General features: G+C 58.3%; 12 protein-coding genes. 10 read left to right on the top strand and 2 right to left on the bottom strand.

Annotated elements, in window-relative coordinates:
- Nucleotides 1–69 precede the first annotated feature (69 nt).
- The 10 genes from hutH to ACYZTK_RS13595 all read left to right on the top strand — a co-directional run bounded on the left by hutH (nt 70) and on the right by ACYZTK_RS13595 (nt 13,047).
- The gene (gene hutH / locus ACYZTK_RS13640) at nt 70–1,602 is read left to right on the top strand and encodes a histidine ammonia-lyase (protein WP_462010379.1); all 1,533 of its coding nucleotides are present in this window, start codon (nt 70–72) and stop codon (nt 1,600–1,602) included.
- A 159-nt stretch (nt 1,603–1,761) separates the two neighbouring features.
- Complete coding sequence (gene hutI, locus ACYZTK_RS13635) at nt 1,762–2,967, top strand: imidazolonepropionase (RefSeq protein WP_462010378.1); 1,206 nt, start codon at nt 1,762–1,764, stop codon at nt 2,965–2,967.
- Nucleotides 2,968–2,977: 10 nt separating this feature from the next.
- Nucleotides 2,978–3,781, top strand: a complete 804-nt coding sequence (hutG, locus tag ACYZTK_RS13630; RefSeq protein WP_462010377.1) for an N-formylglutamate deformylase — start codon at nt 2,978–2,980, stop codon at nt 3,779–3,781.
- Between the two features lie 262 nt (nt 3,782–4,043).
- Nucleotides 4,044–5,015 (top strand): prolyl aminopeptidase, encoded by a 972-nt coding sequence (pip, locus tag ACYZTK_RS13625; protein ID WP_462010376.1) that lies wholly within the window; start codon nt 4,044–4,046, stop codon nt 5,013–5,015.
- Nucleotides 5,012–5,449 carry a D-aminoacyl-tRNA deacylase gene (gene dtd, locus ACYZTK_RS13620; protein ID WP_462010375.1) on the top strand — a complete coding sequence of 146 codons (438 nt, stop codon included), beginning with the start codon at nt 5,012–5,014 and terminating at the stop codon, nt 5,447–5,449. Before pip ends, dtd begins: the two co-directional genes overlap by 4 nt.
- Nucleotides 5,450–5,770: 321 nt before the next feature.
- Nucleotides 5,771–7,594, top strand: a complete 1,824-nt coding sequence (locus tag ACYZTK_RS13615) for a glucan biosynthesis protein G (RefSeq protein ID WP_462010374.1) — start codon at nt 5,771–5,773, stop codon at nt 7,592–7,594.
- Nucleotides 7,587–10,157 carry a glucans biosynthesis glucosyltransferase MdoH gene (gene mdoH / locus ACYZTK_RS13610; RefSeq protein WP_462010373.1) on the top strand — a complete coding sequence of 857 codons (2,571 nt, stop codon included), beginning with the start codon at nt 7,587–7,589 and terminating at the stop codon, nt 10,155–10,157. The genes ACYZTK_RS13615 and mdoH overlap by 8 nt, the downstream gene beginning before the upstream one ends.
- Before the next feature lie 258 nt (nt 10,158–10,415).
- Nucleotides 10,416–11,213 carry a transporter substrate-binding domain-containing protein gene (locus tag ACYZTK_RS13605; RefSeq protein ID WP_462010372.1) on the top strand — a complete coding sequence of 266 codons (798 nt, stop codon included), beginning with the start codon at nt 10,416–10,418 and terminating at the stop codon, nt 11,211–11,213.
- Between the two features lie 147 nt (nt 11,214–11,360).
- On the top strand, nt 11,361–12,320 hold the full coding sequence (locus ACYZTK_RS13600) for an amino acid ABC transporter permease (RefSeq protein ID WP_462010371.1): 960 nt from the start codon (nt 11,361–11,363) through the stop codon (nt 12,318–12,320).
- Nucleotides 12,313–13,047: an amino acid ABC transporter ATP-binding protein gene (locus tag ACYZTK_RS13595; protein WP_462010370.1), complete on the top strand. Its 735-nt coding sequence runs from the start codon at nt 12,313–12,315 to the stop codon at nt 13,045–13,047. Before ACYZTK_RS13600 ends, ACYZTK_RS13595 begins: the two co-directional genes overlap by 8 nt.
- A 63-nt stretch (nt 13,048–13,110) precedes the next feature.
- Here the strand turns inward: ACYZTK_RS13595 and ACYZTK_RS13590 are convergent, their stop codons facing one another.
- Nucleotides 13,111–15,435, bottom strand: a complete 2,325-nt coding sequence (locus ACYZTK_RS13590) for a fibronectin type III domain-containing protein (RefSeq protein ID WP_462010369.1) — start codon at nt 15,433–15,435, stop codon at nt 13,111–13,113.
- 482 nt (nt 15,436–15,917) lie between these two features.
- A complete protein-coding gene (locus ACYZTK_RS13585; protein ID WP_462014903.1) occupies nt 15,918–16,622 on the bottom strand; it encodes a methyl-accepting chemotaxis protein in 705 nt (234 codons plus the stop codon).
- Nucleotides 16,623–16,687: the final 65 nt, after the last annotated feature.

Here is a 16,687-nt window from a genome sequence, read left to right as displayed (position 1 = left end):
AGGCGACGGATAACGGAATGCTCCGGAGCGACTGGTAGTTAATAACAATGCCTCAAAAGGAGCATTTGAATGACTGCGCTAAACCTGATTCCCGGCCAACTGAGCCTTGCCCAACTGCGTGATATCTATCAGCAGCCGGTCAAAATCACCCTCGACAACAGCGCCTCGGCGCAGATTGAAGCCAGTGTCGCCTGCGTGGAGCAGATCCTCGCCGAGAACCGCACTGCCTACGGCATCAACACCGGTTTTGGCCTGCTGGCCTCGACCCGCATCGCCAGCGAAGACCTGGAAAACCTGCAGCGCTCGCTGGTGCTGTCGCATGCCGCCGGCGTCGGCGAGCCGATCAGCGACGCGCTGGTGCGCCTGGTCATGGTGCTCAAGGTCAACAGCCTGAGCCGCGGTTTTTCCGGCATTCGCCGGGTGGTGATCGACGCACTGATTGCGCTGATCAACGCCGAGGTTTATCCGCACATTCCACTCAAAGGTTCGGTTGGCGCTTCCGGTGACCTGGCGCCATTGGCCCATATGTCCCTGGTGCTGCTGGGCGAAGGCAAGGCTCGCTACAAAGGCGAGTGGATGGAAGCGACTGAAGCGCTGAAAGTCGCCGGTCTGACCCCGCTGACTTTGGCTGCCAAGGAAGGCCTGGCGCTGCTCAACGGCACCCAGGTATCCACCGCCTACGCATTGCGCGGTCTGTTCGAGGGTGAAGACCTGTTCGCTGGCGCCGTGGCGCTGGGGGCCCTGACGGTAGAAGCGGTACTCGGCTCGCGCTCGCCATTCGACGCGCGCATCCACGCTGCTCGCGGACAGAAAGGCCAGATCGACGCCGCTGCGGCTTACCGTGACCTTCTTGGCGAACGCAGTGAAGTGTCAGACTCGCATCAGAATTGCGACAAGGTCCAGGACCCGTACTCCCTGCGCTGCCAGCCGCAGGTCATGGGCGCCTGCCTGACCCAGTTCCGCCAGGCCGCCGAAGTGCTGGCCGTCGAAGCCAACGCAGTGTCAGATAACCCGCTGGTATTCGCCGCCGAAGGCGATGTGATCTCCGGCGGTAACTTCCACGCTGAGCCGGTGGCCATGGCCGCCGACAACATGGCCCTGGCCATCGCTGAAATCGGCTCACTGAGCGAGCGCCGAATTTCGCTGATGATGGACAAGCATATGTCGCAACTGCCGCCGTTCCTGGTGGCGAATGGCGGCGTCAACTCCGGCTTTATGATTGCCCAGGTGACCGCTGCCGCACTGGCCAGCGAGAACAAGGCGCTGGCCCATCCGCATTCGGTGGACAGCTTGCCGACTTCGGCGAACCAGGAAGATCACGTGTCGATGGCGCCGGCTGCGGGCAAGCGCCTGTGGGAAATGGCCGAGAACACTCGTGGAGTGCTGGCGGTTGAATGGTTGGCAGCGTGCCAGGGCCTGGATTTGCGTGAAGGCCTGAAGACTTCGCCGAAGCTGGAAAAAGCGCGCGGGATTTTGCGGGCCGAAGTGCCGTTTTATGAGAAAGACCGGTTTTTTGCACCGGACATTAATGCGGCGACGGAATTGTTGGCGACGCGTTGCCTGAATGAGCTCATCACCGGGAAAATTTTGCCTAGCCTGTGATGGCCCCATCGCGAGCAAGCCCGCTCCCACAGGGATTGTGTGAACATTGAAAATCCAGTGTGGGAGGCCTTCCCTCAGAGGGATTGTGTGAACACTGCAAATCCAATGTGGGAGCGGGCTTGCTCGCGAATCGATTTTGAACAAGACGAGGAACTCGGGATGAAAACTCTCTGGCAACACTGCCACGTCGCAACCATGGCGCAAGGCGTCTACTCGATCATCGAGGATGCGGCCATCGTGACGTCCGGTGCGCTCATTGAGTGGATTGGCCCACGTGCCGACCTGCCGGCGGGCGAGTACCCGGCGGTCAACGATTTGAACGGGGCCTGGGTCACTCCGGGCCTGATCGACTGCCACACCCATACGGTGTTCGGCGGTAATCGCAGCGGCGAATTCGAGCAGCGCCTGCAAGGTGTCAGCTACGCGGAAATTGCCGCCAATGGTGGCGGCATCGCCAGCACCGTGCGCGCCACCCGCGCCGCCAGTGAAGATGAGCTGTTCGTCAGCGCCGTCAAGCGCCTCAAGAGCCTGATGCGCGATGGCGTGACCACCGTCGAGATGAAGTCCGGCTATGGTTTGGACCTGGACAGCGAACGCAAGATCCTGCGGGTGATCCGTCGCCTCGGCAGTGAGTTGCCGATCAGCGTGCGCAGCACCTGCCTGGCCGCTCACGCATTGCCACCGGAATACACTGATCGCGCCGATGCCTACATCGAGCACATCTGCGCCGAAATGCTCCCGGCCCTGGCCGCCGAAGGCTTGGTGGATGCGGTGGATGCGTTCTGCGAATACCTGGCGTTCTCGCCCGCCCAGGTCGAGCGCGTATTTGTCACTGCACAGGAGCTCGGCGTGCCAGTGAAGCTGCATGCCGAGCAGTTGTCGTCGCTACACGGGTCGAGCCTGGCTGCGCGTTACCACGCACTGTCGGCCGATCACCTGGAGTTCATGGACGAAGACGACGCTATCGCCATGGCCACGGCCGGCACCGTCGCTGTGTTGTTGCCCGGAGCGTTCTACTTCCTGCGCGAAACCCAGTTGCCGCCGATGGACGCCTTGCGCAAACACGGGGTGAAAATCGCCATTGCCAGCGACCTCAACCCCGGCACTTCACCCGCGCTGTCGTTGCGCCTGATGCTGAACATGGCCTGCACCTGTTTCCGCATGACTCCGGAAGAAGCCCTCGCAGGTGCGACCATCCATGCCGCTACTGCGCTGGGTATGGCCGCTACCCACGGTTCGCTGGAAGCCGGCAAGGTCGCCGACTTTGTCGCCTGGCAGATTGATCGTCCCGCCGACCTGTCGTACTGGCTGGGCGGCGACCTGGAAAAACGCATCGTGCGTCACGGCGTCGAAACGCACGTTTAGGAGAGCAGTTGTGGATAAGGTTCTGAATTTCAAACAAGGCCGCGTACCGCTGCTGATCAGCATGCCCCATGCCGGCCTGCACCTGACTCCTGCGGTCGAGGCCGGGTTGATCCCCGCCGCCCGCAGCCTGCCGGATACCGACTGGCACATTCCGCAGTTGTACGAGTTTGCTGCCGAAGTGGGCGCCAGTACCCTGGCTGCCGAGTACTCACGGTTTGTCATCGACCTGAATCGCCCGGCCGACGACAAACCGTTGTACGCCGGGGCGACCACCGGTTTGTATCCGGCCACGCTGTTCGACGGCATCCCTTTGTTTCAAGAGGGCATGGAACCGTCCGCCGCAGAGCGTGCGACGTATCTGGAGCAAATCTGGACGCCGTATCACAGCACCCTGCAGAGTGAACTGGCGCGACTCAAGGCCGAGTTTGGCTATGCCTTGCTGTTCGATGCGCACTCGATTCGCTCGATTATCCCGCACCTGTTCGACGGCAAGCTGCCGGACTTCAACCTCGGCACCTTCAACGGCGCCAGTTGCGATCCACAGCTGGCCACCCAGCTGGAAGCGATCTGCGCCCGCCACACCGACTACAGCCATGTGCTGAACGGACGTTTCAAGGGCGGCCACATCACCCGCCATTACGGCAACCCGGCGCACAATATTCATGCGGTGCAACTGGAGTTGGGCCAGTGCACGTATATGGAAGAGTTCGAGCCGTTCCGCTACAGGCCGGACCTGGCCGCGCCGACGCAGGTGGTGCTCAGGGAGTTGTTGCAAGGGTTGTTGGCGTGGGGCGAACAACGCTACAACGCATAAAAAACCTTACAACGCCCAACGCGATCCCGTAGGAGCTGCCGCAGGCTGCGATCTTTTGATTTTGTTTTTAAGATCAAAAGATCGCAGCCTGCGGCAGCTCCTACGGGGATCGGGATTAGCAGTTGGAAAGGTGAAATGTCTCTTGTGGAGACAACCACCGTTGCCGGGACATGCTCAATCACGTAATTCGGGTTTATGATGCCAGACGGCAGAATAATAGAAGTCCCTACAGGGATGACCTCGACCCCTTACGGAGCGTGCAATGCAGACTTTGTACCCGCAGATCAAACCCTACGCCCGGCACGATCTGGCCGTCGATGAAACCCACACGCTGTATGTCGACGAAAGCGGTACGCCGCAAGGTTTGCCAGTGGTGTTTATCCACGGTGGCCCGGGGGCCGGGTGCGATGCCCAGAGCCGTCGGTATTTCGACCCGAATCTGTATCGCATTGTCACCTTCGATCAGCGCGGCTGTGGCCGCTCCACGCCCCACGCCAGCCTGGAAAACAACACTACTTGGGACCTGGTCGCAGACCTCGAGCGGATTCGCAAACACCTGGGCATCGACAAGTGGGTGCTGTTCGGCGGCTCCTGGGGCTCGACCCTGGCGCTGGCCTACGCACAAACCCACCCGGAACGTGTGCACGGCCTGATCCTGCGCGGGATTTTTCTCTGCCGTCCGCAGGAAATCGAATGGTTCTATCAGGCGGGCGCCAGCCGACTGTTCCCGGATTACTGGCAGGATTACATTGCGCCGATCCCGCTGGACGAGCGTGATGACCTGCTTGGTGCTTTCCACCGGCGGCTGACCGGCAACGACCAGATCGCCCAGATGCACGCGGCCAAGGCCTGGTCGACCTGGGAAGGGCGGACCGCGACCCTGCGCCCTAACCCGTTGGTCGTCGACCGGTTCTCCGAACCCCAGCGCGCCTTGTCGATCGCCCGCATCGAGTGCCATTATTTTACTAACGACGCCTTCCTCGAACCGAATCAACTAATCCGTGACATGGGCAAGATTGCCCATCTGCCGGGCGTGATCGTGCATGGTCGTTACGACGTGATCTGCCCGCTGGACAACGCCTGGGAATTGCACCAGAACTGGCCAAACAGCGAATTGCAGGTGATCCGCGACGCCGGCCATGCCGCCTCCGAACCCGGCATCACCGATGCGCTGGTACGCGCCGCTGATCAGATGGCCCGGCGCATGCTCGACCTGTCGCCTGAAGAAGCATGAAGGCTCTGCTGCAACGGGTGAGCAGTGCGCGAGTCGAGGTGGCCGGCGAGGTGGTCGGCGCGATCGATCAGGGTTTGCTGGTGCTGGTGGCAGTCGAACCCGACGATACCCGGGCCAGCGCCGACAAACTTCTGCATAAACTGCTTAACTATCGGGTATTCAGTGACGCCGAGGGCAAGATGAACCTGTCCTTGGTGGATGTAAGCGGTGGGTTGCTGCTGGTCTCTCAGTTCACCCTGGCCGCTGATACCAAAAGCGGGTTGCGCCCGAGTTTCTCGACCGCTGCCCCTCCGGCACTGGGCGAGGAGCTTTTCGACTATATATTAGGCAAAGCGAAACAAATGCATGGCACAGTGACATCAGGTAGATTCGGCGCGGACATGCAGGTGCACCTGGTCAATGATGGCCCGGTTACCTTCCTGTTACAGGCCTGAAAGCGCTTGAAACATCTTTTTAAGCGCTTTTCGACCGAAAACAGGGGTTTTCCTCGATAAATACTTTGTTACCCCTGATGCGTTGTAACGCGGCCTACTAGATAATCGCGCGCTGCGGGGATCAGCGTTCGTTGGTCCGTTTTGACTTAGGTAGAGACTTGTCCTGGACCTGTTGGGGAATCATTTCGCCCCATGGGAGTCGGAACAATGCTCGCCAACTTGGCAAGAGTGGTCTGCAGGGTCGGTTTTTTCATACCGCACACCTCCCAGGCACTTTAACTGGCCGTTGGTTTTTTGATCTGTTTTCGGCGAGGGTTGCTCGTGATTGTTAGTCCCTGTATTGCACCAAAATTGTCTGCCAAACGGCTACGAAGCGCTCTGGTAGCGGGCTCTGCACTGCTTTGCCTGCTCAGCGCCGGCCAGCTTTGGGCATTCAGTCTGGATGATGTGTCGGCCAAGGCAAAAGAGCTGGCCGGGCAGAAATACGAAGCCCCGCGCAGTAATCTGCCAAACGAATTCCGCGAAATGAAATTCGCGGACTATCAAAAAATTCGTTTCCGCACCGAAAAAGCCGAATGGGCCGATCAGAAGACCCCGTTCAAACTGTCGTTCTATCACCAGGGCATGCACTTCGATACTCCGGTGAAAATCAACGAAATCACGGCTAACACCGTCGAAGAGATCAAATACGACCCAAGTCGTTTCGATTTCGGCGATGTGAAGTTTGATCCGAAGGCCACTGAGCAACTGGGTTATGCCGGTTTCCGTGTGCTGTACCCGATCAACAAGGCCGACAAACAAGACGAGATCATGACCATGCTGGGCGCGAGCTATTTCCGCGTCGTCGGCAAGGGTCACACCTATGGCTTGTCCGCTCGCGGCATGGCCATCGATACCGCGTTGCCGTCCGGCGAAGAATTCCCGCGTTTCACCGAATTCTGGATTCAACAGCCAAAACCGGGTGACAAGCACCTGGTGATCTTTGCGCTGCTGGACTCGCCACGTGCCACCGGTGCCTACCGCCTGACCCTGCGTCCGGGCAGCGATACCATCGTCGACGTCAAGTCGCAGATGTACCTGCGCGACAAGGTCACCAAGCTGGGCATCGCGCCACTGACGAGCATGTTCCTGTTCGGCGCCAACCAGCCATCGAAAGTGCTCAACTATCGTCGCGAACTGCACGATTCCAGCGGCCTGGCGATCCATGCCGGCAACGGCGAGTGGATCTGGCGTCCGCTGAACAACCCTAAACACCTGGCTGTGAGCAACTTCGCAGTCGAGAACCCGCGTGGTTTCGGTCTGCTGCAACGTGGCCGTGACTTCAGCCATTACGAAGACCTCGACGACCGCTACGACAAGCGCCCAAGCGCCTGGATCGAGCCACAAGGCGACTGGGGCAAGGGTTCCGTCGACCTGGTGGAAATCCCGACTGCCGATGAGACAAACGACAACATCGTTGCTTTCTGGAGCCCGGAAAAACTGCCTGAGCCTGGTCAGCCGCTCGATGTTGCCTATCGCATGCACTGGACAATCGACGAAGCCGCCCTGCACGCACCGGACAGCGCCTGGGTCAGCCAGACCCTGCGTTCCACCGGCGACGTCAAGCAGTCCAACCTGATCCGTCAGCCGGATGGCAGCGTGGCTTACCTGGTTGATTTCGAAGGCCCGTCCCTGGCGGCCCTGTCGCCGGATACGGACGTTCGCAGCCAGGTCAGCGTCGGCGACAACGCCGAGCTGGTTGAGAATAGCGTGCGTTACAACCCTGAAACCAAGGGCTGGCGCCTGACCTTGCGGATGAAGATCAAGGATCCGGGTAAATCCACCGAGATGCGCGCAGCACTGGTGCAGAACATCGTGCCTGCGGATCTGGCGAAGACTTCGCTGCCTGTTTCCAACTCATCTGTGGCCAAGGCCGACAAGGTTGCCGCCAAGCAGCAGGAGAAAGTGGACAAGGAAGCCAAGGAAGCCAAGCAGGCAGAGGCCAAACAGGCTGAAGCCAAGCCAGCGGCGCAAACCTCCACCAAGGACAACAAAGACGCCAAGCAGCCTGTAGCTGCGGACGCGGCCCCAGCCACACCGGAATCGGCACCGACTGAAGAAGTCCTGACCGAGACCTGGAGCTACCAGTTGCCTGCCGATGAGTAATTCTCAAGTACAGCCAGAGACTCTTGCCGAGTATCTGGCGCATCTGCCGATGACCGACCAGCAGCGCGCGGAACTCGCGGGCTGCCAGTCTTTCAGCGAGCTGCACCAGCGTCTGTCGTCCTCGACGTTCGACGCCCCGAGTGAGGCCGCCCAGGCCTCGGTCGGCAAGCGCTTGACGCTGAGCACCGCCGAAGAATTGCAGGACGCGGAAATGCTGGCGCTCGACGCCAGCGGCCGGGTTTGCCTGAAGGCGACCCCGCCGATCCGGCGGACCAAGGTTGTACCGGAGCCATGGCGTACCAATATCCTGGTGCGCGGCTGGCGCCGGATGACCGGTCGCACCAATCCGCCGGCTCCGCCGAAGGATGAACGGGTGCTGCCGGCTGCTCGCTGGCGCACGGTAGGTTCGATCCGTCGTTACATCCTGCTGGTGCTGATGCTCGGCCAGACAATTGTCGCCGGCTGGTACATGAAAGGCATCATGCCGTATCAGGGCTGGTCGTTCGTCGACCTCAACGAAGTCCTGCACCAACCTTTGCTGCAGACGGCCACGCAAGTGCTGCCGTATGCGCTGCAAACCAGCATCCTGATTCTGTTCGGGATCCTGTTCTGCTGGGTGTCTGCCGGTTTCTGGACGGCGCTGATGGGCTTCCTCGAGCTGCTCACCGGGCATGACAAATACCGTATTTCCGGTAAAAGCGCGGGCAATGAGCCTATCGCCAAGGACGCGCGCACCGCACTGGTGATGCCGATCTGCAACGAAGACGTGCCTCGGGTATTTGCCGGGTTGCGGGCGACCTTCGAGTCGGTAGCGGCCACCGGTGACCTGGATCGTTTCGACTTCTTCGTCCTCAGCGACAGTAACGACGCCGATATCTGCGTGGCTGAACAGCAGGCCTGGCTGGACGTCTGCCGTGAGGCCAAGGGCTTCGGTAAGATCTTCTATCGCCGCCGTCGCCGTCGGGTCAAACGCAAGAGCGGCAACCTCGACGACTTCTGCCGTCGCTGGGGTGGTGACTACAAGTACATGGTGGTGCTCGACGCGGATTCCGTGATGAGCGGCGAATGCCTGACCAGTCTGGTACGCCTGATGGAAGCCACACCGGACGCCGGGATCATCCAGACCGCGCCGCGGGCATCGGGCATGGACACCCTGTATGCACGCATGCAGCAGTTCGCGACCCGGGTATACGGGCCGCTGTTCACTGCCGGCCTGCACTTCTGGCAGTTGGGCGAATCCCACTACTGGGGCCACAACGCGATCATTCGCATGAAGCCGTTCATCGAGCACTGCGCCCTGGCGCCGCTGCCGGGTAAAGGCGCATTTGCCGGTGCGATTCTGTCCCACGACTTCGTCGAAGCGGCGCTGATGCGCCGTGCCGGCTGGGGTGTGTGGATTGCCTACGATTTGCCGGGCAGCTACGAAGAATTACCGCCGAACCTGCTGGACGAACTCAAGCGTGACCGTCGCTGGTGCCACGGCAACCTGATGAACTTCCGCCTGTTCCTGGTCAAGGGCATGCACCCGGTTCACCGGGCGGTGTTCCTGACGGGCGTGATGTCCTATCTGTCTGCGCCGTTGTGGTTCTTCTTCCTCGTGCTGTCGACGGCGCTGCTGGCGGTCAACACGCTGATGGAACCGCAGTACTTCATGGAGCCGAGACAGTTGTATCCGCTGTGGCCGCAATGGCACCCGGACAAGGCGGTCGCGCTATTCTCGACCACCATCGTGCTGCTGTTCCTGCCGAAGCTGCTGAGCATCATCCTGATCTGGGCCAAGGGCGCGAAAGAGTTCGGTGGCAAGTTCAAGGTAACCCTGTCGATGCTGCTGGAGATGTTGTTCTCCGTGCTGCTGGCGCCGGTGCGGATGATCTTCCACACCCGCTTCGTGCTTGCCGCATTCCTCGGCTGGGCCGCGACCTGGAACTCGCCGCAGCGTGACGATGACTCCACGCCATGGAGCGAGGCGGTCAAGCGTCACGGTCCACAGACGCTGCTGGGCTTTTTCTGGGCTTTGCTGGTGATCTGGTTGAACCCGAGCTTCCTGTGGTGGCTGGTGCCGATCGTCGGTTCGTTGATGTTGTCGATCCCGGTGTCGGTAATTTCCAGCCGGGTCGGCCTGGGCCTCAAGTCCCGTGACGAGAGCCTGTTTCTGATCCCTGAGGAATACAATCCGCCGCAGGCGTTGCTGGCAACGGACAAGTACACCCACGAGAACCGTTATCACGCGCTGAACGACGGGTTTGTCCGGTCGGTGGTGGACCCGCAACAGAACGCCCTGGCGTGCTCGCTGGCGACCTCCCGTCACGGTCAGGCCGAGCCGATCGAGTGGCTGCGGATCGAGCGAGTGCGGCACGCGTTGAAAGTCGGGCCGGATGGCTTGAACAACAACGAGCGCGTGCAACTGCTCAGTGATCCGGTGGCATTGGCACGTCTGCACGAGCAGATCTGGAACGAAGGTCATCCTGAGTGGCTGGAGGCGTGGCGCAAATCGGTGAAAGCCGATCCGCATGCGCCGTTGTTGCCGCTGCAACCGCTGAGTGCGCAGCCTCAGTTGACTTGATGATTGTCCCCGCCTGGCTTACCGGCGGGGGCTCAAAAAAAGATCGCAGCCTTCGGCAGCTCCTACAGGGTGTTCGTCCGTAGGAGCTGCCGAAGGCTGCGATCTTTTGCTTTTGCGTCTAACAAATCTCCCAAGGCTGCGATAGCATCCGTCCCCGAATTGGTGCGCCCGGACAACTTTCTGTTCGTATCTGCCGGTTTCCCAAGGGAAACCCGTCGTTTGCGCGCCTCATACCGCAACGGTTTTGGGGACTTGATGATGAAGAAGTATCTTTCGATGCTGCTGGTCGGCGTCACGGCATTGGTTGCAGTCAACGCGGCGCAGGCCGGTGCCATCGATGAAGCGGTCAAGCGCGGCACACTGAAAGTCGGGATGGACCCGACCTACATGCCCTTCGAAATGACCAACAAACGCGGCGAGATCATCGGCTTCGAAGTCGACCTCCTCAAGGCCATGACCAAGGCCATGGGCGTCAAGCTGGAGCTGGTGTCCACCGGCTACGACGGCATCATCCCGGCGCTGATGACCGACAAGTTCGACATGATCGGCAGCGGCATGACCCTGACCCAGGAACGCAACCTGCGCCTCAACTTCAGCGACCCGTTCATCGTGGTGGGCCAGACGCTGCTGATCCGTAAGGAGCTGGAAGGCACCATCAAGTCCTACAAAGACTTGAACACCGCCGACTACCGCATCACCTCCAAGCTCGGCACCACCGGTGAGATGGTCGCCAAGAAGCTGATCTCCAAGGCCAAGTACCACGGCTATGACAACGAGCAGGAAGCTGTGCTCGACGTGGTCAACGGCAAGGCTGACGCTTTCATCTATGACGCGCCGTACAACGTGGTAGCCGTGAACAAGGTCGGTGCCGGCAAGCTGGTGTTCCTCGACAAGCCGTTCACCTACGAGCCGCTGGCCTTTGGTCTGAAGAAAGGTGACTACGACAGCCTCAACTTCATCAACAACTTCCTGCACCAGATACACGAAGACGGCACCTACGATCGCATCCATGACAAGTGGTTCAAGGACACTGCTTGGCAGAAGGATATGGAGTAACACTTGGTCAGATAGACCGAGTCGTTCCCTTCGCGAGCAAGCCCGCTCCCACACTGATTCCGTGACCGACACAGTTCCAGTGTGGGAGCGGGCTTGCTCGCGAAGACGGCCTCCCCGGCGACATAGTATTTGGAACTCGCAAACCCAATGAAACAGAGAAAAGCCCAATGGCCCTGGCACGTCCTCACCGTGCTGGTGCTTATCGGCCTGGCCGGCGCCTTGTACTACGCCACCTCGCTGATGTCCTACGAATGGCGCTGGAACCGTGTGCCACAATACTTTGCCTACCACGCCGAAGAGTCCCAGCGTGCAGCCGACATCTCCACCGTCAGCGAACTGGTGCGCAAAGGCGACAAGGCTGAAGTCACCCTGCGCAACGACTCGGGTGACGAGCAACACGTGATCGTCGATGGCAACAGCCTGCAAGTCGCCCAGGGCGATGACGTGGCAGAAGGCGATGTCGTTGGTGTGACTCGCCATTGGGCTGCAGGGCCACTGTTGTGGGGCTTGTGGACGACGTTGTGGTTATCGGTGGTCTCGGGTGTACTCGGCCTGGTGATCGGCCTGGCCACCGGCCTGTGCCGGCTGTCGAGCAACCCCACCCTGCGTGACCTCTCGACCATCTACGTCGAACTGGTGCGCGGCACCCCACTGCTGGTGCAGATATTCATTTTCTACTTCTTCATTGGCACCGTGATGAACCTGTCGCGGGAATTCGCCGGGATCGCCGCGCTGTCGTTGTTCACCGGCGCCTATGTCGCAGAAATCATCCGTTCCGGCGTGCAGTCGATCGCTCGCGGCCAAAACGAAGCTGCCCGGTCATTGGGTCTGAGCGCCGGCCAGTCGATGCGTCACGTGGTCCTGCCGCAGGCGTTCAAGCGCGTATTGCCGCCGTTGGCCGGGCAGTTCATCAGCCTGGTCAAGGACACGTCGCTGGTGTCGGTGATTGCGATTACCGAACTGCTCAAAAGCGGTCGGGAAGTCATCACCACGTCGTTCTCGCCGTTCGAAATCCTGTTCTGCGTCGCCGGCCTGTACTTGTTGATCAACCTGCCGCTGTCGAAAATCGCCAGCCGGCTAGAGCGGAGGCTCGCGCAAAGTGATTGAAATCCGCGATCTGGTAAAAGTCTTCGATACCCGCGGCCAGGTGGTGCGCGCGGTGGATAACGTCACCACGCAAGTAGCCAGGGGCGAAGTGCTGGTGGTGATCGGCCCGTCCGGTTCCGGCAAGTCGACCTTCCTGCGCTGCCTCAACGGCCTGGAGGAGTTTGATTCCGGCTCGGTGAGCATTGACGGCCTGCAGCTGGCCGATCCGAAAACCGACGTGAATGCTTACCGTCGTGAAGTCGGCATGGTGTTCCAGCATTTCAACCTGTTCCCGCACATGACGGTGCTGGAGAACCTGTGCCTGGCACAGAAAGTCGTGCGCAAGCGCGGCAAAAAGGAGCGTGAGGCCAAAGCGCTGGCATTGCTGGAAAAGGTCGGAATAGCGCAGAAAGCCAATGAGTTCCCGTCACGCTTGTCCGGCGGTCAGCAACAGCGGGTGGCAATCGCCCGCGCGCTGGCGATGGAGCCGAAGGTGATGTTGTTCGATGAGCCTACCTCGGCACTCGATCCGGAAATGGTCGGTGAAGTGCTGGATGTGATGAAGACCCTGGCCGTGGAAGGCATGACCATGGTCTGCGTGACCCACGAGATGGGCTTTGCCCGGGAAGTGGCGGATCGGGTGCTGTTCTTTGATCACGGCAAGCTGCTGGAAGACGCCTCGCCAGCCGAATTCTTCGATGCGCCGAAGGATCCGCGGGCCAAGGCGTTTTTGCGGCAAGTATTGTAAGTTGGTATCGAGCCGCTGTGCGAAACACTCCGGTGCTTGGCACAGCGGTAAGTTTAAAACACCTTATGTCGATATAGAAGCGAGCAGTGGGTAGGACTTGCCGGAACTGTTGTAGGCAGTAATCGCAATGCGATAAGTTTTATTTAGAAGTGTAGACGGCGTCAGAGTTGGTTCGGTAGTGTGGTAATAGAGTACTTGGCCTCCAGGTCCGGTAACGCCTACTTCATAACCAATCAAATCTGCAGGATCAGCCGGGGCGCGCCATGTGAATTTCGCAGGCCATCCGACCGATCCGGAAAAGTGTCTCGGTACGCTTGGTAAAAGATCGCTGATTGAGTTAAACCAGGCGTGGGCTGGTATGGAGAGCTTTCCACCATTATCTATGGCCTTAATTTCAATTGAATGCCACGTTGCCTCTGAAAGTTCGATAAAGCTATACATAGTATCCTCCACCGTATCCGGATCAGCATCATCTAAAGAAATGGTGTACCCGACCACCGTACCCCCGGCAACATCAGATGATGCTGTCCAGCTTACTAGCATTGAAGTGGATGATGTTTTTACGACTACGGGGTCGCCTGGTTCGCTGGGGGGTAGGTTCCCCCAGCTCAAAAAAATAACAGAGGCCGGGAGAGAAAGATTTCCTGCGCCATCCTGTGCCTGGATTTTTATGATGTAGAAGGTAAGTTCTTCTAAGTCGAGGATGTAACTAGTATCAGTGACCGTAATTGTTCTTTCATCATTCACAGTCAGCACGTATCCCGTTACAGCCACGTTGTCGGGTGCTGCATTCCAGAGAATCTTTGCCTGGGAAGCAGATAGAAAGAAGAAGATTGCATTGGTAGGCTTCCCCGGAGGGGTAATATCGCCGATCTTGAAACTAAGGGATGCCGGCAGAGAAAGATTGCCGGCGGCGTCCTTGGATTTTACTTCGATAACGTAAGACGTTGCGTCCGCCAGGCCGTTGAATGTGTGACTGGTTCCGGTAACTGTGATGGGCGGGTTGTTATTTAGAGTCAGCAAATAACCTCTAACCACGTTGTTGTCGATTGACGCTTCCCAAGTCACGGTCACGGAGGTATTCGTCAAGTTGGTGATGGTAAAAGCGTCCGGTGTCGTGGGAGGCATAGTGTCTGGTAATGCTCCCCTTATACGGTTAATTTTAATGCAGTTGTCAACTACGTAGGTATTTTGGAAAAAGTCTACGTTGATTATGTTTCCTTTGAAATTAACCCCAGGGGCAGGGGTGTACAAAGGAGCGAACAAATCAATAAAAAGTTTATCTTCGGCAGGAATTCGTACGGGACCAGTAAGCAAACCAAATGCAGTTACTGAAAGTGACCACAGCTGTTGAATGGGTGGGTTCTGCATAACTGAATTAACCCATCTGTTTAGCTCGCCCGTGTCAATGGTATTTTGGCCGCTCCATTTATGCGGAATTTTCGGCCAATGAGACACGTAAGGAACTGGGTCGCAGCAAAGTGCTACACGCCGACGTGACGAATGCGCGTGAATCTCATTGATTGTCATGTTTATTGCGTCGCGTCGGAGCACTCGGTCGCCCAGCCCAAAATTCATCTGAGAACCAAAACTGGCATAGTTAAATGAGGCGGTATTCTGAAACTCATGAAAATCTAATATTATGATTTCTTGAGGATGTCTATCAAGGAAGGCCTCGACCTTGTTGATCAGATCCGAAAGAACATGCCATGAGTGGAAGCTGCCATGCCTGAATTGGAAGTAACCATTAGCAGGATCGATGTCCCTGACTCTGCAATCAAAAACTCGAATGCCATGTTCTAATTGATAATCAAAGGTGTAATCCTGGCATGCACCCCAAAATTCAGCCGGAAAATCAGAGTTGTCTTGATCCACTCCGGCATTGTGCGCACCTGGCAGGAGCAGTTCTCGAAGGAGCATATGTCCAATTTCAGGAGAAATGTCGGTCATCCAATTGTTTCGAGCAACAAAAGGCTCAAGTCGCACAGGTGGGGTCTGGTAAAAATTAACAAAATGGGTGGATGATGTGCACTCGTTTGGAGTTTCGTCAATCCCGCTCTTTATGGAGAGCGTGAAAATGAGTGAGCTGTTGTTTGCCAGCTGCGATAGGTATCCGATCTGTAGTTCGGCTTCTAAGGTTTTTGGCTCGCTCGCGAAGTTTGTGATCGTGCTTTCCAATATGTCGAGTCTGATATCCTGCCCAGAACGGTTTGTCCCTTGGCAGTAGAGGGAAATGGAGTATTGTTTACTGGTCTCGGCGCTGTAGGAGAAACTGATTGTTGGAGCAGTTTTTAGAGTGCTGAATATTAATGCATTGTCTTCAAGTAGTGAGATTCGTGGTTTGCTAATTTTGTATGGTCGGTGGGTGCTGGATTTAGCTGAGGTCATGATTAAGGGCTCTGTCTGAATTAATTCATAGTCGAGCCACACCTCTGGCGCTGTTTTTCATCCGGCCCGTCATTGCCAGGGAGTGGGTTGGAGAACAGTTAAAATGAATTTACTGGAATCGGTAACTGTTATAAATGACAGTTTCGACGAGCGGTAAGAGAGGGGCGTGGGCAGGTAAGCTGTACATAAATGACTTGCACGGAGGAAGCAGCGTCTGCGGACCGCTTCTGCGAGCATTGCAAAGTGTTAGCCAATGCTTCGCCGGCGGGGTTCTCTGATGCTCCGAAGGATCCGCGGGTGCAGGCTTTCTTGCGGTAGGTTCTATTGCTTCAGCGCTATTTAGATGGTAATTGCGGGCAAGCCCGCTCCCACAGGTTCAGGTGTGAACACGAATCTTGTGTACGCCGCTAAAACTTGTGGGAGCGGGCTTGCCCGCGATTGCATCACCTCTGTCCAGAGCGAACCGAGGTCAATGAATCACCTCAAACCCTGAACCTGCCCACCAGCATCTGTAAATGCGTCCCCAAGCGCGCCAACTCAACACTCGACGCCGCAGTCTCTTCACTGGCCGCCGAGGTCTGCTCGGACACGTCACGCACATTCAGCACGCTGCGATTGATCTCTTCCGCTACCGCACTCTGTTGCTCGGCGGCTGCGGCGATCTGCTGGTTCATCGACTGGATCGCTGAAACTGTACGGGTAATGCTTTCCAGCGAACCACCAGCACGACGGGTCAGTTCGACGCTACTGTCGGTCAGGCTGCGGCTGTTGTCCATGATGGTCGCCACCTGCTGGGTGCCGGCTTGCAGGCCGATGATCAGCTGTTCGATTTCCTCGGTGGACTTCTGGGTGCGCTGGGCCAGGCTGCGGACTTCGTCGGCAACCACGGCAAAACCGCGACCTGCTTCACCGGCACGGGCGGCTTCAATAGCCGCGTTGAGCGCCAGCAGGTTGGTTTGTTGGGCCACGGACTTGATGACGTCGAGCACGCTGCCGATCTTGTCGCTCTCGCGCTTGAGATGACCCATGGCTTCGGTGGAGTGGCCCACTTCCAGGGCCAGGCGTTCGATCTGGGCGATGGCTTCACCGACCACCTTGTCACCTTCGCGGGCCTGCTGGTCAGCTGCGACAGCCGCTTCCGAGGCTTCTTCGGCGTTGCGTGCGACTTCCTGTACCGTTGCGGTCATCTCGTTCATGGCGGTCGCGACCTGATCGGTCTCGACCTTCTGGCTGTTGACCCCGGCGCTGGTTT

The sequence above is a fragment of the Pseudomonas sp. LB3P31 genome (genome assembly GCF_054897945.1).
This window is presented reverse-complemented; position numbering and strand designations above follow the sequence as displayed.